At 58.9% G+C, this 23,694-nt stretch carries 18 protein-coding genes and 1 pseudogene; 10 read left to right on the forward strand and 9 right to left on the reverse strand.

Annotated features, from left to right (window positions below; genetic code table 11):
• Positions 1-606 precede the first annotated feature (606 nt).
• Genes K0H47_RS17175 through K0H47_RS17210 form a run of 8 tightly spaced genes read right to left on the reverse strand, consistent with a single transcriptional unit; the run spans position 607 to position 10,130 of the window.
• The gene (locus tag K0H47_RS17175) at positions 607-1,122 is read right to left on the reverse strand and encodes a GNAT family N-acetyltransferase (RefSeq protein WP_219273285.1); all 516 of its coding nucleotides are present in this window, start codon (positions 1,120-1,122) and stop codon (positions 607-609) included.
• 41 nt (positions 1,123-1,163) lie between these two features.
• Positions 1,164-2,564, reverse strand: a complete 1,401-nt coding sequence (locus K0H47_RS17180; protein WP_081253184.1) for an LLM class flavin-dependent oxidoreductase — start codon at positions 2,562-2,564, stop codon at positions 1,164-1,166.
• 37 nt (positions 2,565-2,601) lie between these two features.
• Positions 2,602-4,260 (reverse strand): ABC transporter ATP-binding protein, encoded by a 1,659-nt coding sequence (locus K0H47_RS17185; RefSeq protein WP_219273286.1) that lies wholly within the window; start codon positions 4,258-4,260, stop codon positions 2,602-2,604.
• Complete coding sequence (locus tag K0H47_RS17190; protein WP_063031624.1) at positions 4,257-5,120, reverse strand: ABC transporter permease; 864 nt, start codon at positions 5,118-5,120, stop codon at positions 4,257-4,259. The genes K0H47_RS17185 and K0H47_RS17190 overlap by 4 nt, the downstream gene beginning before the upstream one ends.
• Before the next feature lie 15 nt (positions 5,121-5,135).
• Entirely contained in the window at positions 5,136-6,188 is a 1,053-nt protein-coding gene (locus K0H47_RS17195) for an NADP(H)-dependent aldo-keto reductase (RefSeq protein WP_219273287.1), read from the reverse strand.
• A gap of 32 nt (positions 6,189-6,220) precedes the next feature.
• Positions 6,221-7,474 (reverse strand): acyl-CoA dehydrogenase family protein, encoded by a 1,254-nt coding sequence (locus tag K0H47_RS17200; protein WP_219273288.1) that lies wholly within the window; start codon positions 7,472-7,474, stop codon positions 6,221-6,223.
• Positions 7,475-7,497: 23 nt separating this feature from the next.
• A complete protein-coding gene (locus K0H47_RS17205; RefSeq protein ID WP_177071428.1) occupies positions 7,498-8,430 on the reverse strand; it encodes an ABC transporter permease in 933 nt (310 codons plus the stop codon).
• Positions 8,427-10,130, reverse strand: coding sequence for an ABC transporter substrate-binding protein (locus K0H47_RS17210; protein WP_219273289.1), 1,704 nt, complete (start codon positions 10,128-10,130; stop codon positions 8,427-8,429). The genes K0H47_RS17205 and K0H47_RS17210 overlap by 4 nt, the downstream gene beginning before the upstream one ends.
• Before the next feature lie 434 nt (positions 10,131-10,564).
• Here K0H47_RS17210 and K0H47_RS17215 point away from each other — a divergent pair, with 434 nt between their 5' ends.
• The 6 genes from K0H47_RS17215 to K0H47_RS17240 all read left to right on the forward strand — a co-directional run bounded on the left by K0H47_RS17215 (position 10,565) and on the right by K0H47_RS17240 (position 16,875).
• Positions 10,565-12,715, forward strand: coding sequence for a TonB-dependent receptor (locus K0H47_RS17215; protein WP_201142469.1), 2,151 nt, complete (start codon positions 10,565-10,567; stop codon positions 12,713-12,715).
• A 92-nt stretch (positions 12,716-12,807) separates the two neighbouring features.
• Entirely contained in the window at positions 12,808-13,548 is a 741-nt protein-coding gene (locus K0H47_RS17220) for an SDR family NAD(P)-dependent oxidoreductase (protein ID WP_063031637.1), read from the forward strand.
• A gap of 28 nt (positions 13,549-13,576) precedes the next feature.
• Positions 13,577-14,410, forward strand: a complete 834-nt coding sequence (locus K0H47_RS17225; RefSeq protein ID WP_219273290.1) for a CmcJ/NvfI family oxidoreductase — start codon at positions 13,577-13,579, stop codon at positions 14,408-14,410.
• Between the two features lie 107 nt (positions 14,411-14,517).
• The gene (locus K0H47_RS17230) at positions 14,518-14,838 is read left to right on the forward strand and encodes a hypothetical protein (protein ID WP_219273291.1); all 321 of its coding nucleotides are present in this window, start codon (positions 14,518-14,520) and stop codon (positions 14,836-14,838) included.
• A gap of 325 nt (positions 14,839-15,163) precedes the next feature.
• The gene (locus K0H47_RS17235; protein WP_008145683.1) at positions 15,164-16,618 is read left to right on the forward strand and encodes a site-specific integrase; all 1,455 of its coding nucleotides are present in this window, start codon (positions 15,164-15,166) and stop codon (positions 16,616-16,618) included.
• Between the two features lie 83 nt (positions 16,619-16,701).
• Complete coding sequence (locus K0H47_RS17240; protein ID WP_008145682.1) at positions 16,702-16,875, forward strand: hypothetical protein; 174 nt, start codon at positions 16,702-16,704, stop codon at positions 16,873-16,875.
• Between the two features lie 163 nt (positions 16,876-17,038).
• Here the strand turns inward: K0H47_RS17240 and K0H47_RS31155 are convergent.
• A pseudogene (locus K0H47_RS31155) lies at positions 17,039-17,319 on the reverse strand (integrase); the annotation flags it as partial.
• 192 nt (positions 17,320-17,511) lie between these two features.
• Between K0H47_RS31155 and K0H47_RS17245 the strand changes: the two are divergent.
• The 4 genes from K0H47_RS17245 to K0H47_RS17260 all read left to right on the forward strand — a co-directional run bounded on the left by K0H47_RS17245 (position 17,512) and on the right by K0H47_RS17260 (position 23,084).
• The gene (locus K0H47_RS17245; RefSeq protein WP_219273292.1) at positions 17,512-18,852 is read left to right on the forward strand and encodes a hypothetical protein; all 1,341 of its coding nucleotides are present in this window, start codon (positions 17,512-17,514) and stop codon (positions 18,850-18,852) included.
• A 559-nt stretch (positions 18,853-19,411) separates the two neighbouring features.
• Positions 19,412-20,629, forward strand: a complete 1,218-nt coding sequence (locus K0H47_RS17250; protein WP_219273293.1) for a hypothetical protein — start codon at positions 19,412-19,414, stop codon at positions 20,627-20,629.
• Complete coding sequence (locus K0H47_RS17255) at positions 20,626-21,087, forward strand: three component ABC system middle component (RefSeq protein WP_008145677.1); 462 nt, start codon at positions 20,626-20,628, stop codon at positions 21,085-21,087. Before K0H47_RS17250 ends, K0H47_RS17255 begins: the two co-directional genes overlap by 4 nt.
• Positions 21,084-23,084 carry a DUF3732 domain-containing protein gene (locus K0H47_RS17260; RefSeq protein WP_219273294.1) on the forward strand — a complete coding sequence of 667 codons (2,001 nt, stop codon included), beginning with the start codon at positions 21,084-21,086 and terminating at the stop codon, positions 23,082-23,084. Before K0H47_RS17255 ends, K0H47_RS17260 begins: the two co-directional genes overlap by 4 nt.
• The last annotated feature ends 610 nt before the right edge of the window (positions 23,085-23,694 follow it).

Raw genomic sequence — 23,694 nt, forward strand, 5'->3', positions numbered from 1 at the left:
CGTTCGGCCAGCGTGGTTTAACGGGGCGCCTAAGATCAAAATCAAAAGCAGATCAAGAGCACAGCGGCCTACCGGCCGGCTTGAGTGTTAGAAGCCAGATCAAAGGCCAGAGCGAAAGCAGAGCTGCTTTTCTGTGGGAGCTGGCTTGCCTGCGATGCAGACACCTCGGTGTATCAGGTACACCCAGTTGATGCCATCGCAGGCAAGCCAGCTCCCACATTTGACCGTGCCCGCTTTAGCTTTTGATTTGGCTTTTGCTTCACCACACTCAAGCCGGCCGGTAGGCCGCTGTGCTCTTGCTTTTGATCTGGCCTTTGATCTTGATCTGCGGGCCCCGTCAACCACGATGGCCGCAAGTAGGCACGGTGGAGCGGGTAAATCGGCAGGGATGCCGATTTAGCCGCGCCGGGCCATGGATGGCCCGTCGCGGCGGCCCGCGGAACCGGGCCGGAGTGCGGGCATGCCGAGCCTAGGCGAGGCACCGAGTGGTGGGGCAAAGACCTTTTGGTTACTTTTGGCTGGGCCGGCATTCCGAGCGTTTGCCAAAAGTGACCCGCTGTAAGAGCGGAACCATAAGCCGCCGTTACCTAAATAACGGATATGTACTCAAACTTCATTTCCCACAAAAACCTTAAGCTGCACCCGATATCGCACCAACGGCAACGGCTCATCATGTTCCACCACGGTCTTTTCAGTCTGCGGCTCAGCCACAAACCCAAGCGCCCGATAGAAACCCAGAGCACGCCGATTCCCCTGCACCACCCAAACGGTCGCACTGATAAAACCGGCCTCGATCAACTGCTCCCGAACCCGCCCCCAAAGCCGCGTACCAATCCCCTGCCCCCAGATCCCAGGCAACAGATTAAGCGCACGCAGTTCTCCAGTAACCAGCGGCGCATCCACATCCCGACTGCTACCAAACGACGCCCACGCCACGAGCTCCCCGTCCAACTCCACCACCCACACCGACAAGGTGCCACCACCTATGGCCTGGGCCAGAAACGCCGTGCGCTGTGACACCCCGCTGTTCAGGTCAGCAAGAAAACGCTCGGACAAAATCTCCCGGTACGCAGCCTGCCAGGTCTGCAAATGAATGTGCGCCAACCGCGGCGCATCTTCCACCCTGGCAGCCCTGAAATACAGAACCCCCTCAGGCACACCACTCACGCCGGAAACCGCAACGGCAACGCCGGCTTCAGCAACGCCGCCGGATCCCGATAACGCGCGCCAAAATGATCACTCGGCAACCGAGCCCGCCCGGCCCCAAATAACCGCTCCCGCAGCGTCTCCCCCTCGTTGTACCGCTCACGAAACCGCCCCCGACGACGCAACTCCGGCACCACCAATTCAATAAAATCCCGCGCCGTTTCAAACGACAGATACTGCCTCAGGTTGATCCCATCGATCCCATCCTCATCCAGCCATTTCTCAATCGCATCAGCCACCACCGTAGGTGTACCGGCAACGAAAAAACGCTCACGGTTGAAGCCGCCAAGCTGGGCCAAGACCGCGCCCACAGTGGAGTCCGCTTTGTACCGGCTCAAACTCTCCCACCCCTTGACCCGCCGACTCACCAGATCACTGATCAAGGTATCCCGCGAATACGCCGTCAAATCAATCGCCGATTGCCCATGAGCCAGCGACGCCTCAACACTCACCAGCCTGCGATAACTGTCGAGCTTGGCACTCACCTCCTCATCGGTACGCCCGACGATCACCCCCGCCATCACAATAAACTTCAACCCCGCCGGATCGCGATCATGCTCAACTGCCTTCTGCCGCATCGCCTGGATATTCGCCCGCACCGCCGGTGCATCATTACCCCCGGTAAACACCACTTCAGCATGCCGCCCGGCAAACTCGATGCCCGCCGGTGACCCGGTGGCCTGAAACAACACCGGCGTACGTTGCCGCGAAGGCTGGCACAAGTGCGGACCGGCAACCTTGAAGTGCTCCCCCACGTGGTTGATATAGCGCACCTTGTCCGGATCGGTGTAGATCCGCCGCTCGCGGTCGACAATCACCGCGTCGTCGTCCCAGGAGCCTTCCCAAAGTTTGTACAACACGTCCAGATATTCGTCGGCGATCTCGTAACGGTGATCATGGACCACCTCAGTGTCGTGCCCGAAGTTGCGCGCCGCGTTCGGCAGGTACGAGGTGACGATATTCCAGCCCACCCGCCCCTTGGTCAGGTGATCGAGGGTACTCATGCGCCGCGCGAAGGCGAACGGCGGTTCGTAGGTGGTGGAAAAGGTCGCGCCGAAACCAAGGTTCTTGGTCACCCCGGCCATCGCCGGAATCACCAGCAGCGGGTCGTTGCTGGGGATCTGCATGCCTTCCCGCAACGAGGTTTCAGGGCCATCGCGAAAACGGTCGTAGGTGCCAATCACGTCGGCCAGGAACACACCGTCAAAGGTGCCGTATTCCAGCAACTGCGCCAGCTCGGTCCAGTAGTCGAGGTCGTTGAAGCGGTGCCGGTTGTTGTCCGGGTGCACCCACAAACCATGGACGATGTGACTGACGCAGTTCATCTCAAACAAATTCACGTGCAGTTGCTTGGGCACCTGGAGCACTCCTTTCGTAGATACGTTTTCCAATACGTCAGATCGCGACGTTCAGGTAGAACGGGACTGGCGTGTAGTCGGTTTCAAGGGTCGGGATCGCGTCGATCAGCGCGCGGGTATAGGCATGGGCCGGGCGGTCGAACACGGCGCGTACCGAGCCGGACTCCACCACTTCGCCGGCCTTCATCACCAGTACGCGTTCACTGACGTGATTGATCACCCCCAGGTCGTGGGAGATGAACAGGCAGGCCAGGCCGAGGCGGCGCTTGAGGTCGTCGAGCAGCTCCAGGATCTGTGCCTGTACCGACACGTCCAGCGCCGAGACCGGTTCATCGCAGATAAGGATTTGGGGCTCGGAAGCCAGGGCCCGGGCAATCGCAATCCGTTGGCGTTGGCCGCCGGAGAGTTCGATAGGCCGGCGGGACAAGGCGCTGGCATCGAGGCGCACCAGTTCCAGCAGTTCCAGGGCACGGTCGCGTCGTATGTGACGAGGAACGCCGGCCACCACCAGCGCTTCGAACAACACACGCTGCACGGTGTAGCGCGGGTCGAAGGAGCTGAGGGGGTCCTGGAACACCACTTGCACCGCACGCCGGGCTTCGCGTTTTTGCCGGGTGTCGAGGTCGGACCAGCGCTGGCCCTTGATCCATACCTCGCCGGCATCGGCGGTTTCCAGGCCAAGTATCAGGCGGGTCAAGGTGGTCTTGCCGCAGCCCGATTCGCCCACCACTCCCAGGGTTTCGCCACGACGCAGTTGCAACGACACCTGGTTCAGCACCGTGCGGGTCTTGCCGTCGGGGCCAACAAAGGTTTTGGACAGATCACGCGCTTCCAGCAGTACTTCGCCCTGGGGCGCAGGCTCGGGTTCGACCGCCGTGAGCAACCGCCGTGTGGGCTGGAAGTGCACGGCCTTGCCCGCCCGCAGCAGCAGTTGTGTATACGGATGACGCGGGTCTTGCAGGACCTGCTCGGTGCTGCCCTCCTCCACGATCACCCCGTGGCGCATCACCGCCACGCGATCGGCCAGGCGCGAGACCACCGACAGGTCATGGCTGACCATCAGCAGCGCATTGTCCTCACCCCGCAGGCTTTCCAGCAGCGCGATAACTTGGGCCTGCACCGTGGCGTCCAGTGCCGTGGTGGGCTCATCGGCAATGATCAGCCGTGGGTTGCAGGCGATGGCCGAGGCGATCAACGCACGCTGGCGCAAACCGCCGGAAAGTTGCCAGGGGTATTGGCTGGCGCGCAGCTCCGGTTCCGGCACGCCAACATCCCGCAGCAGCTCCAGCACCCGCAGGCGGCGCGCTTCCAGACCCAACGTGGTGTGCAGGTGCAACGGTTCTTCAATCTCGGCACCGACGCGGCGCAGCGGGTCCAGCGCGCCGAGTGCGTCCTGCATCACAAAGCCGATGCTCGCGCCGCGCAGTTGCTGCCAGGCCCGTTCGTTAAGCTGGCGCAGGTCGACGCCCTGGAAGGCCAGCTTGGCGGCCTGGACGTGGGCGTCCTTGCCCGTGAGGCCGGCCAGGGTGCGGGCGGTGACGCTTTTGCCGGAGCCCGACTCCCCCACCAGCGCCAGGCATTCACCACGATGCAACTGCAGACTGACACCGTGTAACACCGGCTCGGCCTGGCCAAAACGGACCGTCAGGTCGCGGATGTCGACCAGCGGGCCGAGGGTGTGGATGTTCATCGTCATAGGGGCTTTCCTTCGCTGCGGCGCAAGAGTTCGCGGCCGATGGCACTGATGGAGACAACGGTCAGGGTGATGATCAGGGCGGGCCAGGCCACCAGCCACGGCGCATTGGCCAGGAAGCTGCGTCCGATGGACATCATCCCGCCCCACTCTGGCGCCGGCGGCGGTGCGCCAAAGCCGAGGAAGCTCAAGGCGGCGCCGGCGGTGATCGCGCCGCCGACGCCGATGGTGGCGAGGATCAGCACCGGCTTGAACGCATTCGGCAGGATGTGCCGCAGCACCACCGCCAGATGGGATTGGCCGAGGGTGACAGCGGATTCGACGTAGCCGGCGTTGCGCACATTCAGGGTTTGCGCCCGCACCAGCCGCGCATAACGCGGCACGCCGGCGATGCCTATCGCGAGAATCAGGTTGGCCGTGCCCTGGCCGAAAAACGTGATGATCACCAGCGCCAGCAACAGGTCGGGAAACGACAGCAACACGTCGATACCGCGCATCAGGGCGCCATCCAGCCAGCGCGGCCCCAGGCCGGCGATCAACCCAAGCAAGGTGCCCCAGGCCAGTCCCAGCGCCGTAGCGGCGATGCCCATGAACAGCGACGAGCGCACGCCATAAATCAACCGGCTGAGCACATCGCGCCCGTTCTCATCGGTGCCCAGCCAATACACGTTGCTCGGTGCCTGGAATGCCAGGCGCGCCGACGCCTCCAGCGGGTCATAGGGCGCCAGCCATTGCGGAACAACGGCGGCCAACAGCAGCAACGCAACAAACACCCCGGCGAGCAATAGGCCGGGCCGCAGCCGGGTCAGCCCGGCAAGACGCAACGGGCGAATGCCGCTCAACGTTTCAATGGTTTGCGTCATGCCAGGCTCCTCGTTCTAGGGCGCAGGGTTGGGAATGCGCTGGTGGATGGCATGGATCTGCGCCTTGATCTCGTCGCTGAGGCTCACGTCCAGCGCGCCGAGGTTGTCGCGCAATTGCGCCAGGCTGGTTTGCCCGGTGAGTGCGCTGGTGACGAAGGGTTTGTCGATGATGAAGGCCAGGGCCAACTGGGCCGGGGTCAGGCCGTGTTGCCGGGCAATTTCCACGTAGCCGGTGATGGCTTCCTGGGCCGAGGCGCTGTCATAGCGGTTGAAGGTGCGGTACACCGCCGACAGCCGCGAACCCTCGGGACGTGCGCCGCCCAGGTATTTGCCGGTGAGCGCACCGAAGGCCAGCGGCGAGTACGCCAGCAGGCCGACGCCTTCGCGGTGGGTGAACTCCGAGAGGCCGCCCTCGTACAGGCGATTAAGCAGGCTGTAGGGGTTTTGCACGCTGGCAATCCGCGGCAGGCCGAGGCGTTCGCTTTGCTTGAGAAACTCGGCCACACCCCACGGGGTTTCGTTGGAAACGCCGATGTGACGCACCTTGCCGGCCTTGACCTGATCGGCCAGCACCGCCAGGGTTTCCTCGATGGCCACGCTCTGGTTGTCTGCCTGATAGGGATATTCGCGCTGGCCAAAGATGTTGGTGGTGCGGTCGGGCCAGTGCAGTTGGTAGAGGTCGAGGTAGTCGGTGTTCAGGCGTTTGAGGCTGCCGTCCAGGGCTTCGACGATGTTGCGCCGGTCGTGGTGGCTGAGGCCGTCGCGGATGTGCTGCTGGCTGCTGGGGTCACGGGCCGGGCCGGCGATTTTGCTCGCCAGGATCACCTCGTCCCGGCGACCACTGGCCGCCAGCCAACTGCCGATGTAGTGCTCGGTGGTGCGCCAGGTTTCGGCCTTGGTGGGCGTGGGGTACATCTCGGCGGTGTCGATGAAGTTGATGCCTTCGGCCAGCGCCAAATCAATCTGCTGATGGGCATCGGTTTCGGTGTTCTGGTGGCCCCAGGTCATGGTGCCCAGGCCCAGCACGCTGACTTGGATGTCGCTGTGGCCCAGTTGGCGGTAACGCATGGGTGATCCTTTTTTATTCAAGGGTTGAAGGCTCATACCGCACTCGCTTCGTCGCGAGCGGCCTGCTGCTCGGCGTCGGCGGCTTGCAGACTGCGCCAGGCGGCGGTGGGGGTGACGTCGTTGAGGTAGTAGTTGCCCAGGGCGCGTTCGCGAAAGATCGCCGGGTTATGGGAGGCCAGGGTGCGCGCGTTGCGCCAATGCCGGTCGAAGCGACGCGACTCGCTGGTGGCGGAGGCGCCGCCGACTTCGAACAGCAGCGTGGTGGCTTCCAGCACCTGTTCCAGCACGATCTGTTGCGCCTGATAGGCACGGATCTCGGCCTCGGTGTAATGCTGTTCGTTGGCGTAGCCACCCTGCTCTGCTTCGTGCACCTCCTGAAGGACCTCGGCAACGACCAGCACCTGAGTGCGAGCGGCATAGGCCAGGCTCGACAGGCGACCGATCACCCGCTGCACCAGCGGATCATCCTTGGGGCTCGATTGCCCCGGCACGCCAAACGCGCGGGTGCGGCCTTTGACGAATTCGGTGGCATCGCGCAGCACCGCATTCGCGATGCCGGCCAGGGTCGCCAGGTGGAACAGCTGGTAGAACGCGCTCAGGTAGGACTCGGCGCGCAGCTCGTCTTTCTTGAAGCGTCGCACGATGTGCTGCGCCGGTACGTCGACCGCCTTGAAGCGGGTGGTGCCGCTGCCGGTGAGGCGCTGACCGAAGCCGTCCCAGTCATCCTCGACGGTGACGCCTGGCGCATCGGTACGCACCGCGAGGCTGACAAAATCCTCGCCATCCAGGGCGACGGCGGCGATCCAGTTGGCGTACAGCGTGCCGGTGCAGTAGTACTTCTCGCCGTCCAGCTGCCAGCCGGAATCGACTGCGCTGAGGGTCACCGAGTTGCGGGTGGTATCGGTGCGCTCGGCCATGGCGGCGCCCCACAGTTCGCCGTCGACGACTTTGGCGAACCAGTAATCCTGGGACTCGCTGTCACGGCTGGAAATCCGGCCTTCAACAAACCCGAAATGCGCGCGCACAATCTGCGGCAGGTTTGAATCGGCCTCCCCCAGTTCAATCAACAGGCGAAACAACTGCGGCAAACTCGCGCCCAGGCCGCCCCGGGCCAGGGGCACGCGCAGGGCACCGAAGCCGGCCTCCCGCAGCCACGCCACCGCGTCATGGGCCAGCTCGCGTTGCTGCTCGCGGGCGACGGCGGTGTCGGCTATCCGTGCAAATACGTCGGCAAAACGCTGGTGCAAGTCGGCATAACTCACCGCAGCGGGGATCGAAGCACTCATGGTTTTTCCTTCTTCAAAGACACTCACGCCTGATTGGCCCGGGGGTCAATCCAGCGGTTGATCAAATCGACGGCCAGGTTCACCAGCACGTACACCGTGGCCGCAAGCAGGGTCACCCCCAGCACCATCGGCACGTCTTTGTTGCTGGTGGCATCGAGCATCAAGCGCCCGATGCCCTGGCGTGCAAACAGCAATTCCACCACCACCGCGCCCCCCAGCAGGCTGGCGAACACGAACCCGGCCAGGGTCACCAACGGCACCAGCGCGTGGCGCAAGGCATGACGCAGGCGCACGGCGGTTTCGGACAGGCCGCGGGCACGGGCCATGGCGATAAAGGGTTGTTCGAGGGTGTCTTCCAGGGACTGGCGCAGCAGTTGGGTCAGCACCGCAGCCACCGGCAAGGCCAGCGCAATCGAGGGCAGGATCAAGGAGCGCCAGCCCACGGAACCGGACGGCGGCAACCAGTGCCAATGAAACGAAAACACCAGCAACAACAGCATGCCGATCACAAAGGACGGCGCTGACGACAGCACCAGTTCGCTGCCGGAGACGACTGAACGCACCCAGCGCGAACGGTTGGCGGTGAGGATTGCGCACACCAGGGCCAACACCACCGCCAGCAGGGCCGCGCTCAGGGACAGCTGGATGGTTGCGCCGATCTGCTCGGCAATCGCCTGCTGCACCGGGATACGCAAGCGGTAGGACTCGCCGAGGTCGCCATGGGCCAGGCGTACCAGGTAATTGCCGTATTGCACGATCAGGGGCTGGTCCAGGCCGTATTCGGCACGCACCCGGGCCAGCAGCTCCGGTGTGGGCATCGAGTCCGGGCCGCCGAGGATCGCCAGCGCCGTATCTCCGCCGCTGAAATTGACGGCGAGAAAGGTCAGCGTCGCAGCGCCCCACAGTACGCCGATGCCCGCCAGCAGGCGCCAGGCGATGGATTTGAACAGGCTCATGGTTGCCCCCGGTCCAGCCAGATGCTGGTGAAGAACGGTACGTTGTGGGAGGTATCAAAAATCACGCCTTGAACTTGCCGGCCATACGCGGTGAGCACCTGGCTTTCCACCGAAGGCACCGCCGGGACGGTTTCGGTCAGGCGCTTTTGCGCTTCGCCGTAGAGCGCCTGCAATTCAACCGGGTCGCGGGATTGGCGAGCGGCGCTGAGTACCCGATCCAGCTCGGCATCACTGAAGCGCCCGACGTTCTGGCCGATGATCTTGTCGGTGCTGATGGCCTGGCTGTGATAGAGCACGAACAGGCCGTCGGGTGTGTTGGTGTGCCAGTAACCGCCGGCCAGTGCCTGAAATTTCCCGGCGTAGCGTTTCTCGGTCACCCGGGTCAGCGGCAGCATTTCGATGGGCATCTCAAACCCGACTTTTTTCAGGTCGGCCTGGATGGCCACCGAGACGCTGGCGGGAAACGCCGGGTTGTCATAGGACAGCATTGTTGCCTTGAGGCGCTGCCCATCCTTCGTGCGATAACCCTGGGCATCGCGCCCGGTCCAGCCGGCGTCGTCCAGCAGCGCATTAGCGGCTTTGACGTCGTAGGCCAGGGCGTCGTTGTTGGGTTGATAAAACCGGGTGTTAGCCGCCAGGAAATCCGCCTTGGCGATGTATTCGCCGAAGCCGGAAATCCACGCCAACCCTTCGCGGTCGATGGCCTTGGCGACTGCGCGGCGCACGCGTACATCGTCAAACGGTGGCTGTTCAACGTTGAAGGTCATGCTGCGGCTCGGGTTGCCTTTGCGGATCCGGCTGCGCATCACCAGGTTCGGGTTGGCGCGGATCGCGGCGGCGTTCTGGGCCGGCGCGTCGAGGGCGAAATCCGACTGGCCGGACTCCAGCGCCGTGAAGCGGATCATGGCTTCGGGGACGTAGCTCAACTCGATGCGGTCCAGGTAGGCCTCCCCCTTATGCCTTGTCACCGGTGGTGCCCAGTTGTAGCCGGGGCGCTTGATGAACACCGCACCCTGGTCACGGGTGTAGCTCTGCAACAGGAACGGGCCGCTGCCGATGGGATGTTCAGCGATGGTCTTGGGCGCTTCGCGGATCTGTTTTGGCGAGATCATGCTCAGCCAGGACTGCGCCAGCACGTCGAGGAAGGGTGTGTAGGGTTCACGCAAGTGGGCTTCGAAGGTGTAGTCATCGATGACCTTGCCGCCCAGGTATGGCGCGATGTAGGCCGCCGCCAGCGGGGACTTGGTCGCCGGATCGCGCATGTGCTCCAGGTTGGTTTGCAGCGCCTGGGCGTTGAATTTCTCGCCGTCGCTGAAGGTCACGTCATCGCGCAGGTGAAAGGTGTAGGTCTTGCCGTCCTCGGAGATGTCCCAGGAGCGGGCCAGCCATGGGCTGATATTGCCCTGCTCGTCCTGGTACACCAGGCAATCGTAGAGAATTCGGCCCATCCATTGGATGTTGCCGTTGGATAAGGCGTGAACATCGAAACTGCCGGCGTCGGAGGCGGCGGACACTCGCAAAGTTCCACCGCTGCGACCCGGTGACGGCTCATAAAAGTCCGTCGCCGAATAAGTCACCACACCGTTAGTCACAGTGCCATCAGCCACCGAAGTTTCATGTTGTGGTGCCGCAGCCGGTGAACAGGCATTGATCGCCAGGGACAGTGATATAACCGCCGACAGTTTCAGAATGGTTGTCAATGACGCTTCCTTAGAGGAACTCGATAAACACTGAAAGTTTGCAACTACAGGCTGTAATGCAGTGAGCATGCCAGACTTTCAGAAACGCCATCCTGATCACTAAACAGGTACGAAACCCTTACAGACCGGGAAAATCCATACCAAACACTTATATGGTTATACCCGTTATACGGCCTTAAGTTGTTGGTAGCCTTACACACTGCTTATCAACTGTTGCGTTTGCGACAGTTGAAGCAGATCCGGCCAATAGAGTTGACTGTTGAAAATTAAACACTGATTCAAAACAAAGTATCCCGCAGAACACTTCTCCCCCACTAAGCGCCCGTAATCCTTGGAAAATAGCATTGGCATAGAAACTGCTCAGAGCGAAACAGGCATGACTATTCGAATAGAAAGCTGGGGCTATCTTTATCTATTCACAAGGAACACGCTTAATGGATCCGATCTTTCGGGGAGAGTTGCAAAAGTTGACACTTGCCGTGCGGCAAGCCACTTGGCTGGCGATGCTGGGACTGGGCTCGGCCCTGGTCTTTTCCACCAGCGCACAGGCAGAGGATGAGGTCACACCGACAACCGGTACACGGCTAAAGACCGTGACGGTGGAGGCACAAAAAATCACGCCCGTTGAGGCGGCAAAGAGTCAGTTGTCCGAGGTGCCCGGCGGCACCAGCGTGGTAGACAGCGAACAGGTGGCCAAGGGACGGACCGCCACCTTGCAGGACACCCTCGCCTATCAACCGGGTGTGTTCGTGCAGTCCACCGGTGGCAATGACGCGGCCAAGATCTCCATCCGTGGCTCAGGGGCCAACACCTCGCCGGGGTATTTCCGTGAGGGCATCAAGTTCCTGTTCGACGGCCTGCCGATCACCGGCCCGGGCGGCACACCCTACGAATTCCTCAACGGCTCGGGGGTGAACTACACCGAAATCCTGCGGGGAGCCAACGCCTTCCAATACGGCGCACTGAGCCTTGGCGGCGCCATCAATTTCGTCAACCAAACCGGCTACACCGCGCCCGGGCTGCGGGTGCGCGCGGAAACCGGAAGCTATGGCTACAACAAGCAAAGCCTGAGTGTCGGCGGCGTCGAGGGTGCGTTCGATTACTACCTGAATGCCGACAACTACCGCAGCGATGGCTACCGCGATTACAGCCTGTCGAAAAGCCAGGGCGTAGTGGCGAACTTTGGCTACCGCTTCAGCCCGCAACTCGAAACCCGGGTGATGCTGCGTTACCGCGACGAGTTCCACAACGACCCGAGCGCCACCACCCTGGATGCGGTGAAGCACCACTCCGACCGCGCCAGTGCCACCGCCGAAAGCAGCGGCGCCGGCAGCCGTCGCCCCGGCAGCGTATGGCTGGGCAGCAAGACCACCTACACCTTTGAGGACGACGCCACCCTGTCGGTGGGCTTCGTCTACTACCAGTACGCCCACAACAACAGCCCGAACAGCCCTAGCAACCCCAGCTACTGGGACTGGCATGACCTGAGCGCGGTGATCAACTACGACCGCCGCGACACCCTGTTCGGCCACGAAAGCCGCTCCAGCCTGGCCTTCACCTCCACCGAACACCTCAAGGGCCAGGTCGACTCCACCTTCGCCAACAAACAGACCCGCAAGTTCGTCGACTACAGCTCGTCTTTCGATCACGTGTTCTCCGTGGGCAACGACCTGGAACTGGTGGACGGCCTGTGGCTGACCAGTGGCGTCTCGGCGATCAACGTACGGCGCCATGCCGACGTCAAGGAAGCCCTGGTGGCCAACACCACCACGTACCCGAGCGATGTGACCTACGACAACTGGAGCCTGGCACCGCGAATCGGCGTGCGTTACGAGTTCACCCCGCAACTGCAAGTGTTCGCCAACGTCAGCCGCTCCGTCGACCCACCGGCGTCGTGGGAATACTCCGGCTCCGGGCCGACCTCGCCGTACGTACGGCCGCTGGTGGAACAGAAAGCCAATACCGTGGAAGTCGGGATCAAGGGTTCATCGGGCATCTTCGACGGCAGCCTGGCGCTCTACCGCTCGTGGGTGAAAAATGAATTGCTCAACGTGCAGATCATTCCGGCCACCTCCACCGCAGCGGCGGTAACCGGTGCATTCAACGCCACACCGACGATCCATCAAGGGATCGAGGCCGGCTTGAATACGCGCCTGTGGGAAAACACCTCGGGTGAAAAAATCACCCTGCGCCAGGTGTACACCTACAACGACTTCTACTACCGGCACGACCCGACCTTCGGCGACAACCAACTGCCGGGAATTCCGAAGCATATCTATCAGGGCGAGGTGCAGTATCAGCACCCGGCGGGCTTCTATACCGGGGTGAACGTGCAATCGGCTTCGCGTACGGCGGTGGACTATGCCAACAGCTTCTATGCGCCCTCCTACACAATCTTCGGGGCGAACGTGGGGTATGAAACGCCGAGCAAGGACTGGAAGGTGTCGCTGGATGTGAAGAACCTGACCAATCAGAAATACGTGACGGCGGTACAGCCGCTGTATGACGCGAAGGGGCAGGATACGGCGTCGTTGTATCCGGGGGATGGGATTGGGGCTTATGTGGCGGTGGAAATGCGCTATTGAGTCATCGCATAACCTTAGCTGTCGATGTTCTTATTCCTCACGCCCGGCGATGGGTAAATTGTTAGCCACGTATCTCATTGAGGAAGTGGCTAATGTCTGAGTCTCGATCCGAGCCTGTGGTGTGGGTTGCCGGTGTGGGTGCCGTGGCCGGCCTGGGAGCGGCGCTGGCGCGACGCTTCGCGCGGGAGGGTTTGCTGGTGGCTGTCAGCGGCAGGAGCCCCGACAAGTTGCAGGCTGTGGTCGAGGGCATCCGTGCGCTCGGCGGGGAAGCGGTCGCTATCGTGGCGGACTCGGGAATCGAGTCCGAGGTGATCGCCGCCAGCCAGCAGATCAGCCAGTTGGGCCCCCTCAAGGCCGCGATCTTCAATGTCGGCAACTCCGTCGCAGCGCCCACCCTGGAGTTGAGCGCGCAGTTGTTCGAGCAGACCTGGCGGGCCTCGACCCTGGGCGGCTTCCTGTTTGCCCGCGAAGCCACCCGTTTGCTGCTCGACAGTGGTGGCGGCAGCCTGTTGTTCACCGGGGCTACCGCTTCATTGCGAGGCAAGCCACCGTTCGCCGCCTTTGCTGCCGCGAAGGCGGGCTTGCGCTCACTGAGCCAGTCATTTGCCCGCGAGTTCGGGCCACAAAACGTGCACGTCGCCCATGTGGTCATCGATGGCGCCATCGACGGTGAGCGCGTGCAAAGCCGGGCCCCGGATTACCTGGCGCGACTGGGGGAAGACGGTGCGCTGAAACTCGAAGACATCGCCGACGCCTATTGGTACCTGCACACCCAACCGCGCAGCGCCTGGACCCAGGAACTGGACCTGCGGCCCTTCAAGGAACCCTTCTGAAAACCGCCTCACGCCTGGAGGATTGTTCATGGGAACTCATCAGACTCATCTCGCCCCGCCATCGGTCATCGGCGAACTCAACTACCTGCTGGACACCGGCGAGCGACCGGTGAACTACACCTTTCCGCAGCCAGACGGCACACCCAAGCGCAACGGCGTGCTGGACCCCACCCAAGTGAGTATTCACAACGCCCGGTTGCTCGACGAACCGGCTCATCTGGATCGCAACGGTTTCGAAAGAATCGACCACACCAGCTCGGTGCCTGACCTGGAAAACGATGATCAGGTCCGTGAACGCTACTATCCGGAAACCGAAGTCTTGCTCAAGCAACAGACCGGAGCGGTGAAAGTGGTGATCTTCGACCACACCATCCGGGTGGACGAGCACGGACGCGAGGACCGCGGGCTGCGTGAGCCGGTGCGGTACGTGCATAACGACCAGACCGAGCGCTCGGCGATTCGCAGGGTACGTGATCATTTGCCTGCGGATGAGGCTGAACAGCGGCTGCTGAAACGGTTTGCGATTATTAACGTCTGGCGGCCGATTGGTGCGCCGGTCCTGAGTACCCCACTCGCCCTGTGCGATGCGCGAAGCATGGCCGAGAGCGACTTGCTGCCCAGCGACCTGGTGTATCGGGACAAGGTTGGCGAGACTTTTTCGGTCAAGGCCAATCCCGCACATCGCTGGTATTACTACCCGCAGTTGCGGCCGGATGAGGTGCTGCTGTTGAAGATCCATGACTCGCGTAGCGATGTTGTAAGGCGCAGCGCACATACGGCGTTTGATGACCCGACTACGCCGGTGGATGCACCGCCAAGGAGGAGTATCGAGGTGCGGGCGTTGGTGTTTTTTGGGGAGTGAGGGCGAGTCTGGAGAGAGGCCTGGTAACTTCGGAGCGCACGTCCGACCACGCGTTTGAAGGCTACTCACCTGACCTGGCGCGGTACGCCATTGAAGCAGCACCCGACTTGCCTGCATCGGTGCTGAATCAAAGCGTCGATATCTTCTGCGATGTCGCCTACCGGACCAATGGTGGCGGCGGCATTCATACGCGTGCCGGGTCGGCTCGTCGTTGCGAAACCTGCATTCTCGCGTCTGGTCACGTTGCTGAGGCCGTTGATGCCAGGCCCGCTCCATCGCTCCGGGACGGCGTTGCCGTGTTGTCGTGGGTGCGAAAAAGCGGGTATATCAGCCACGATCATCGAACGCAGCAGAAACTGTTCGGCCCGCTGCCGACCATTGAGGGTTTTGTGACGAGTTACCGCCGGGATCGGGGCTTGTTCAAGTGAGGATTGTCTTGGAAGTTTAATCGGCAAGTTAAGGCAAGCGGGGAAATAAGGGCATCCCGCAAAAGTCACGCAAATGAAAAAGGCCAATGCTGTGTGCATTGGCCTTTTCATTGAAATATATGGTCGGGACGGAGTGATTCGAACACTCGACCCCTAGCACCCCATCTCCTTTTTCGTACTTTTTGAAAGACTCCAAAATTTTACTCTGGATTTTTCCAAGCTAGTATTTACTTGAGCTCCAGCGGTGTTCTGCTCCACGAGAGTCTAGTAACGTCCATCAAGAGCCGACGTTTTTGTGGGGGTAAAAGTAGGAGGAATCCATTTTATGGCCAAAATCACCATCAAAGAACTCGAGTCGCTGAGCGCCAACGATGCCGGCCGAATCCTCCGGGAGGACGGCAATCTGGCCGGGCGAATCTCCGTCCGTAAGGACGGTGTGTCGGTCAGCTTTTTCTATCGCTATCGGTGGGGCAACCAGAACAAAGAGTACGCCTGCGGAACCTGGCCGCGCAAATCCCTGACGGACATCCGCAAGGCACGCAACCAAGCCCGGGCGCTCATCGATGAGCAAATCAATCCTAACGAGCAAAAGAAGACCGCCAAGACACAGGCATACGCCGCGGCTGATATAGAGGCCGAACAGGTAAAGACGTCGAAGGCGCAAACACTGACCGTCCAGGATCTGGCCAAGGCCTGGCTGTTGGATGGCGTCGCGCGTAAAGACGGCAATGCCGAATTGCAGCGCCGTTTTAACAAGGACCTATACCCGGCCCTCGGCAAAACGGCGGTGAGCAGTGTGTCGGAACACGATGTTCGGGCGCTGATCCGCACCGTGGTCAACCGCGGCGCTCACCGACAAGCCATCAGTTTCTTCGCCGACCTCACCCAGATGTTCAGCTGGGCCAGAAAGCGCCAGCCCTGGCGGGCGTTACTGGTCGAGGGCGATCCGACGGAACTGGTCGACATCTCCCCCTTGATCCCTGCCGACTACGAAGCGGAAAGAAGCCGCATCCTTTCCCCGGCTGAGCTGTTGGAACTGCACACCCGCTTCCAGCAAATGACCGCCGATTACGACGCCCTCCCCGCGGGCCAAAAATACGACGGCATTCGACCGCTAAAGAAGGAAACACAGCTTGCGCTCTGGATCAGCCTGGGCACGCTATGCCGGATTGGCGAGTTGCTGCAGGCCGAATGGAAAAATGTCGATCTAGACCAGCAGACCTGGTTCCTCCCCAGCGAAAACGTCAAAGGCGCCCGGGGCAAGAAACAAGACCACCATGTTTTCCTCTCCCCCTTCGCCCTGCATTTCTTTCAGGAACTCAAAATCCTGACGGGCGACTCGCAATGGTGCTTTCCCAACAAGCAGGATGATGGGCATGTGGACGTAAAGGTGGTGAGTAAACAGGTCGGTGATCGCCAGGCTCGGTTCAAAAACCGCAAGGCCCTCTCCAGACGGTGCCATGACGATACCCTGGTCCTTGCCGACGGCCAAAACGGCGACTGGACTCCGCATGACCTGCGCCGTACGGGGGCGACCATGATGCAAGCCTTAGGCGTTAGCCTGGATATCATCGATCGCTGCCAAAACCATGTGCTGGCCGGCTCTCGGGTGAGGCGCCATTACCTGCATCACGACTATGCCGACGAGAAGAAAAACGCCTGGAACTTGCTGGGCGATCGACTCAGTGCGGTGCTGTCCTCGACCTACGAGCACACGCCAAACGAGTCGAAGTTGTCTTTTCCAGCGTACACGACGAAAGAGCCCCGGACATCCTCATAGGGCTGTTTCACCCTGCGTTCACCGGAATTTAACGTCCCCATGCTGTGATCCATAATTGGCGATGAGCAAAGGTGGCAGATTGCATGTACACATTCGTGAGTTTTACCGTCAAGGAACTGTTCGAAAAAGTATGGCAAACACCCATGGTCAAACTGGCCCACGAAATTGGTGTTTCCGACGTCGCCGTCGCCAAAGCTTGTCGCAAAGCCGGCATCCCTCTCCCTTGCCGTGGCATGGGAAAGGCAACTACAACGTAAACTCAGGTCGAAGGTTATGTCCGATTCCAGGTGCTCGACAGTGACACCCCGCCTGAGACTACTGGCACTGATTTGAACTCACCTATAGTCCGGTGAAGGATTGAAGCACCCTCTCAATTAACCGAGCCTCACGCGCTAAATGAGTCATTGGCTAAAGAGCGCAAGCTACCCGCGTTTGCTCGGTGTTATCTAATTGCACGGGGCGTTGGGTTTTCTGCTGCATGACGATGGCTCGCGCTGAGACATGTTCCCGTGGGGAACGTCGCGTACGCGCAACCTAGTCAAATCGCAGGTCCGCGATTTGCTTTCGATGGCTAGATGGAAGAGCGCTAGATCGCGGCCTCACCCGAATGGACCAGTTATCTTTGAGTCGGAGTGGGACTTTCTGCTCGACCAATTTCCTCTGTTCCGCGGTTGATAGCTGCAGGTCGTAATAGTTTTCATGGGGGGGGGGGGCAGGCGGATATGATTGATCACCCCTTGGACAACGACCGCAACGAAAAACGGGCCTCATTGAGCTTGGAGCAGAAACAGTCCGATGGCTGCTGCCCTGCCAAGCGAGTGTCACCCGACAGCCAATCCAACATAATGCCTACTACGCCTTAAATATCTCCCATAGTTCAGGATTCATTCATCATGAAGCTGCCCGCTGCACTTGCAAGCTACTTCGACTCACTCAGCGAGGAGCGCCTTCAGATAAGCCTGCGTTGTTTGCAAGATGACTTCAGCTGCGAAGGCGGAACATTCGACCTGATCACAGATTGTTTCCTAGACAATGACGCGACGCTATTCGAGAACGCCATACCATGGTTGCAGGAGGCCGTACAAGAAGCAGCTTTCATGGACAGCATCCTGCGCTTAGAACGCAACAGGCTCGAAGGAGAGTTGGAGCGGCTTCATATCGATCCTACCTATAACCGCCGCGAAATAGAATTCAAGAAGCGTGAACTCGATGATGTGTGCTTCGAGAGCCTGCAAGAGCGGGCCCTGCGCTCCTACGACGATTTTTGCTCCACCTTGGTGGCCGCAAAGGACTTCGCTGCTCGCCAGTGCAAGAACAACTTCTTCCTCACCAAGTTGCTGCGCATCGTGTATGAAGCGCACTGTGCAGAGCAACGCGAGGAACGCAGATACATGCGTGTGCCGCAAAAATCCACGCAACTTTACCAGTACTACAAGGCCGCGGAAGTCGACTTGCTTGAGACCGACACGCAGTACAGCAAATACAACTTGTACTCAGTCACCCTGGATACCAAACTACTAATAGGAATACCCAATAGGATCCTCGACCCGCAACGACCGCTGCAACTGCTTATCGAAAACACCCCAGAGCATGTACTAAGGCTGTTCGAGCGCCTGCGCAATGAGGGACTAATTAAAGACCTAGCCCTGCTAGCCAGCAACGATGTATTGATTGAAACGGACAAACACATATTCGTCACCCTAGGCTATCAGATCATCACGGTACCGCTAACGGTGGACAATCTGCCCCGACAACCGGACGGGACAGTGCTGCGTACAGTACTCCGCAAAAGCAGTTTGCCGAACGATAGTGCTGCTGTACGGCCCTCGGTTTCGACCTTTTACAGACCGGACAGTGAGGATAAAACTTGGTGTTCGATCACTGCGAACAGCATGACCTTTGAGGAAATCGCCCACGTCCCAGAACTGCTTGAAGATTGCGCAGTGACCCGTATGATCCACTTGGAGTATTTCATCAACGGCGGCCGGTTATTCGTTTCGCATATCGACCACGAATTCATTTTCTACACCCACGAAGAGTTTGACCTACGCGCCGACGATTTCAGCCAGAAAGGCAACGCACGTAAGCGCTTGAAGACCTTCAAGATCGATCGCTCCGCCATCCCCTTCATGCTGGACGACGGCACACTCTTCGTCCATACACTCATTGATGCCTGTTTCGAAAAGCCGTACCTGCTCATGGACTTCCTGCTCGACCTGCTGCAGCAAGACTGACCCACGCGGCTGTCGGCGTTTATCCATGCAGCAGCCCCGATAACACCCGCCTATGCTAGCCCTCTCTAACTCATCATGTCGCTTCTCACTCTGATGCGCCTAATCAACCAGACACCGGGACCAAATGCAGACGTTACCGACATAGGTTTGATTGCCATTCAAGCTGTTCCAGATATAGCAGTGTTGTTCTATGTCCTGACCGCAAGGGGCACTGATCGAGATCCTCAGTCACCTCGACATACGAAACTAAAAGCACCCAGATATCTGGGTATTGAGGTCGATGGTGCCCTGGAAATGGCGGAGCAGATAGGTTTGACCATCCACAGCGACAGCGGAGGTCAGACCGTCGCTACCCGGCCAAAAGCTGCCGCTCAATGGTGTCTATGAACCAGGGACGTATCAGCATGACTCAATATGGCGTTTAGCCAGCTTGGGCTGATAAGATTGCGCTCTGAATACATTCAACCTGTATATCAATACAGTATCGTGGATTTTCCTGGCCAGGATGGCGAAGTTAGCTACTCACTGGCCAATCTTGTTTTCCAAGATTGGAGTTGCTGTGAACGCGAAGCTCGATTTTGACGCATCAAAGCTCTACGAAGCCCTGAAGTACCAAATCCACGTAGCGATCGACTACTGCCATACCCTTGATAAGGACGATGTCCTTTGGATCGAGGTGTTTGGCGATGTCACCGTCGAAGGCCGTGATCAGGTTGAGGTTAAGGAGTACAGCGACAGCCTGACCGACAGCCATGAAAACCTCTGGAACACCCTCAATAACTGGCTAAAGCCTGATTTCAATCATCAGCAATACGCCAACCTGATCCTGCTGACGACTCAGGCCTATGGTGAGCGAGCAGCTATCAAAGATTGGTATCAGTGGAATACTGATCAGCGTCTGGCTGCGCTGGAAAGTATCCTCCAGGATGCGGAGGCTCGCTTCGAAAAGGCCAAGCAGGAGAAAGAGGCAACTGCTGACCAAAGCGAGGAAGGTGGTACAGGAGGAAAAACTCCAGGGCCTTCTAAGGCGCTGACCCTGCAGCGCAAGGTGATGGCAAAAGCCATGCGTGAGTCGCTGATGGAGGCTCTGCCCAAGGTCAAGATCATCACCGAGCAACCTGACCTGCTTGGCTTGATCGCCAGGTACAAGAGGGCCCATCTTAAAAGCATCCATGAGCATCGCATGGACGACTTCTTGAATGACCTCTTTGGCTTCATGACCAGCGCCGTTAAGGTCACAGAAGGATGGCGGTTCACCACCGCGGAATTCGACAGCAAATTCACAGAGCTCACCGCCCGCTACCTGGTTGGCTCGGTGAAGTTTCCCCGTGTCAACACTGAGGAGATCGAGCGGGAAGCTGCTGAGATGAATGTGCGTGACCGCATTTACGCCCAAAAGCTAGATGAGATCGGCGGCGAGGAGGAGCTTATTCTTGAGGCAACTGCCGATCTGCTTCATGCCCACGAATACATTGCCGAGCTGATCAAGGACTGCACCACGTCACAGAGCGACGTGGAAAGCTACAGCAAGAACCATATGCGCACTCATAGTGCCAGCAGGGCAAAACTGATGATCGGTTGCGACGAAACCTGGTCGGTTTCGAAACTGAAGCAGGAATCCCTCAAGTTCTACTACGCGCGCTGTGAATTGGATGTCGTGGGCTTTCGAAACTACGAAGACACGCCCGTTGAGTTCCGCAATGGCATCTACCACATGCTCGCAGATTCAGTGCCCGCAAGCTCAGCGAAGGAGTTTCACTGGAGGCTCTGGAAATGAGTGCAAAACCCATTGAACACCTTTTCACGCTTCAGCGTTCCCCCATCGCACTGGCACCGGTGATCCACAACTTCTTCGCCCATTCCGAACCTAGGGAACGAGACCTGCTGTTGAGCTATCTGGTGCTGCCCATGGTGCTGTACCCGGCCATGCAAACGTACCTGCTGGCCGTGAGGAAGACCAGCAACCTGCGCACGCTCTGCAAAGAGCAGTCGCGGCTGGTAGGGCTCACCCACAACACCCAGCAGTTCAAATCCCTCACCAACGCCGCTCTACTTGTCCTTCAAGCAGAGCAAAGCATCGAGATCACCGACGACCTAACTGTGAAGTCGGTCGGGGACGTCAGGGCCTCCAATGCCAACCCCAAACAACTCGAAGCCGCCCGCCGTCTTTCCATGGTCTGCGCAGAGGCAGACGTCGTTTCCATCTACAGGACGTTAGGATTCAAGTCTCTATGAAATGCTTTCTGCGGTACATCGGCGTAGTCGACACTCAAGAAAAAATTCACAAAGTGCGACTGGAGCTTGGGCTCAACGTCATCACTGGCAAGTCATCCACTGGAAAAAGTGCGATCCTGGAAATATTCGACTATTGCCTCGGCAGCACCGAAGACACAATTCCGGTGGGCACGATCACTGAGCGCGCCGAGACCTTTTTCATTGCGTTGCAATTTCCCAGCTACTTCATCGTGGCCGCACGCAAGAAAAAATCCGACCGCTGCTTTTTGCTTGAGGTACAAGGCTCCGACCCAGATCAATTGCTCCAACTAATCGAGCAACCCAAGGCCTTCTTCGATCCCAAGCACTACATGCCACTGGCAGACTTCAAGAAAAGCCTTGGGCGCTATTTTGCGATCACGCTGGAAAACATCGACGAAGACCCGTACCTGAAAGCGGCCGGCCGCAACAAATCAGCCACTCCATCGGTACGCAGTTTTTCCTCCTTCATGCTCCAGCATCAAAACCTAGTGGCCAACAAGCACGCGATTTTCTACCGCTTCGATGAGAAGGAAAAACGTGACCAGGCGATCAATCACTTCAAGATTCTGATGGGTCTTGTGGACGAAGCTTATTTCGATCTGTACCGGGATCATGAGGTTGCCAAGCACGAACTCAAAAAAATCCAGGCGCAGATTCCCAAGCAAGCTCAGCGCAAAGAAGCTGCGATCGCTCGTTACAACCGTTACCTAATCGAGTTCAAGTCCTTGGCAGGTCTTCCTCTAGTCGATGCCACGGCTGAGGACATCTACAGCAAACCCGCGACGATGCTGAAGATGATTTCCGGGCGTTCCGTCAAAATCGACGTGCTCTCAGATCAGGTTGAAATGCGTCGGGCTGAACTTCACTCTCAACGAATCGCTGCGCTCATCGAAAAGCGCAAGCTGCAGGGACAGATGAGGCTGGTCAATGAGTCTCTGACTTCTGCAACACAATTCAGCTTGAGCATGACCGCTGAGACATTGCCCGATTCCATTGAGCTGTCCGAAGCTCATTGCCCGCTTTGCGAGGCTCATACCAGCACCCCCGCCATGGAAGCAAACAAACTCGTAGGCGCTATTGAGTGGTTGAATGACGAACTCAAGCTGTCCGCCTATGCTCGGGAGAGTTTCGCTGCAGAGCGCCGAAACATTCAGGAAGCGCTCGATAAGGTGAACGCAGAGCTGCGTCGTATCCAGGCCGACATCCAGCCACTCGATGAAGAAATTGCCAAGCTCAAGACATCCAAATCGATCGATGAGCAGGCTACCAAGGCCAAGCTTCGGCTTGAAATCGCCATTCAAGATCAGTTGGACAAACCTGAGTCGGAGCTGGCGACTGAAGAAAAAAATCTGCGCACTGAGGTTGATCGCCTGGCCGGCTTACTTGAGAAATACGACATCAAGGACAGGTTGAAAACGTTAAGCAATGAGATCGACGCCAAGATGTGTGAGCTTGGCAACCACTTCGATTTCGAGGAAACGTACAAGCCTTCGAAGCTGCGCTTTGACGTTGAAACGTTCGACCTTTGGTATCAGCAGAATCAGAACACTCGGGTTTACCTACGCTCGATGGGCAGCGGTGCGAACTGGCTGTACTCTCACCTCGCCTTGTTCATGTCCCTGCACTACCAGTTCGCGGCGCTGTCGAACAAAGGGTGCAAGATCCCACCAATCCTGTTCCTTGATCAGCCCACCCAAGTGTACTTCCCTGCCTCACTGGATGACGCAGAGGATTTCGATGCTCAAGAACTTTCAAAACAGGCCAAGCGTGAAAACGCAGTCGACGCAGACATGAGTGCTGTGACAAACATGTTCACCCAGTTGGCCAAGTTCTGTGATGAAACCGGCAAGAAGACAGGCGTAACTCCGCAAATCATCGTCTCGGATCATGCAGATAGGCTGACCCTAGGCGAAGGTTACAAATTTCCGGATTATGTCCGGGCTACATGGAGAACGCGGGGCTTCATCGCCGACTAGGAGTCTTCATCCTGAAGGGGGGGATTACTCCCCCGCTTCCTGATCAGGCCACAGTGGTTGGTGCATCAATCATTACGCCTGAGACCGGAGGGGACGAAATTCCTCTCATCCCGCTCATCGATACTCTGCCTGTTACCAGAGCTGACAACTTGTCGTCAAAGCCCAAATGCGGCGCCTGGTGTAATAACAAAAATTCACCGACTTGCCACAGGCGTGCTTGCGACTGGATAGGACAAAAAAATGAGGTGCACCATACGCCGACGTGCCGGCCACCGAACTTTTCCATTACTTTGCTTCTCAGATGTGTTGGCCGGCTAAATCCAGTTTTTTGAGATATTCGCGCAGCTGGTCGGGCCCAGACAGATAGCCGACCTACTTACTTTTGGTGTCCATGGTGCCCGCCGCCGTATTGACCAACGGCGGCAGCGCTACCGTGATCATCACAAGTGCCCTGCTGGATGCGCTGATCGCCCCGCCATTACTCTGCACAATTACTGGGCGATTACCGAAATATCTGCTTCATATATTGGTAATTTGCTTTCGATGGCGATCCGTACGGTGCTGATCGTTCCCTTTATAGATCTCCTTACTGCTTCAGGCTAATTGCGGC

Origin of the sequence: Pseudomonas sp. Xaverov 83 (assembly GCF_019352905.1) — a bacterium.
Taxonomy (GTDB): domain Bacteria; phylum Pseudomonadota; class Gammaproteobacteria; order Pseudomonadales; family Pseudomonadaceae; genus Aquipseudomonas; species Aquipseudomonas yamanorum.

Bases quoted from the DNA above. Each gene is read 5' to 3' on its own strand.
- K0H47_RS17225 (WP_219273290.1), top strand. From the start codon at position 13,577: ATGGGAACTCATCAGACTCATCTCGCCCCGCCATCGGTCATCGGCGAA.
- K0H47_RS17200 (WP_219273288.1), bottom strand. From the start codon at position 7,474: ATGAGTGCTTCGATCCCCGCTGCGGTGAGTTATGCCGACTTGCACCAG.
- K0H47_RS17185 (WP_219273286.1), bottom strand. From the start codon at position 4,260: ATGACGATGAACATCCACACCCTCGGCCCGCTGGTCGACATCCGCGAC.
- K0H47_RS17195 (WP_219273287.1), bottom strand. From the start codon at position 6,188: ATGCGTTACCGCCAACTGGGCCACAGCGACATCCAAGTCAGCGTGCTG.
- K0H47_RS17235 (WP_008145683.1), top strand. From the start codon at position 15,164: ATGGCCAAAATCACCATCAAAGAACTCGAGTCGCTGAGCGCCAACGAT.
- K0H47_RS17255 (WP_008145677.1), top strand. From the start codon at position 20,626: ATGAGTGCAAAACCCATTGAACACCTTTTCACGCTTCAGCGTTCCCCC.
- K0H47_RS17240 (WP_008145682.1), top strand. From the start codon at position 16,702: ATGTACACATTCGTGAGTTTTACCGTCAAGGAACTGTTCGAAAAAGTA.
- K0H47_RS17190 (WP_063031624.1), bottom strand. From the start codon at position 5,120: ATGACGCAAACCATTGAAACGTTGAGCGGCATTCGCCCGTTGCGTCTT.
- K0H47_RS17260 (WP_219273294.1), top strand. From the start codon at position 21,084: ATGAAATGCTTTCTGCGGTACATCGGCGTAGTCGACACTCAAGAAAAA.
- K0H47_RS17245 (WP_219273292.1), top strand. From the start codon at position 17,512: ATGAAGCTGCCCGCTGCACTTGCAAGCTACTTCGACTCACTCAGCGAG.
- K0H47_RS17215 (WP_201142469.1), top strand. From the start codon at position 10,565: ATGGATCCGATCTTTCGGGGAGAGTTGCAAAAGTTGACACTTGCCGTG.
- K0H47_RS17220 (WP_063031637.1), top strand. From the start codon at position 12,808: ATGTCTGAGTCTCGATCCGAGCCTGTGGTGTGGGTTGCCGGTGTGGGT.
- K0H47_RS17205 (WP_177071428.1), bottom strand. From the start codon at position 8,430: ATGAGCCTGTTCAAATCCATCGCCTGGCGCCTGCTGGCGGGCATCGGC.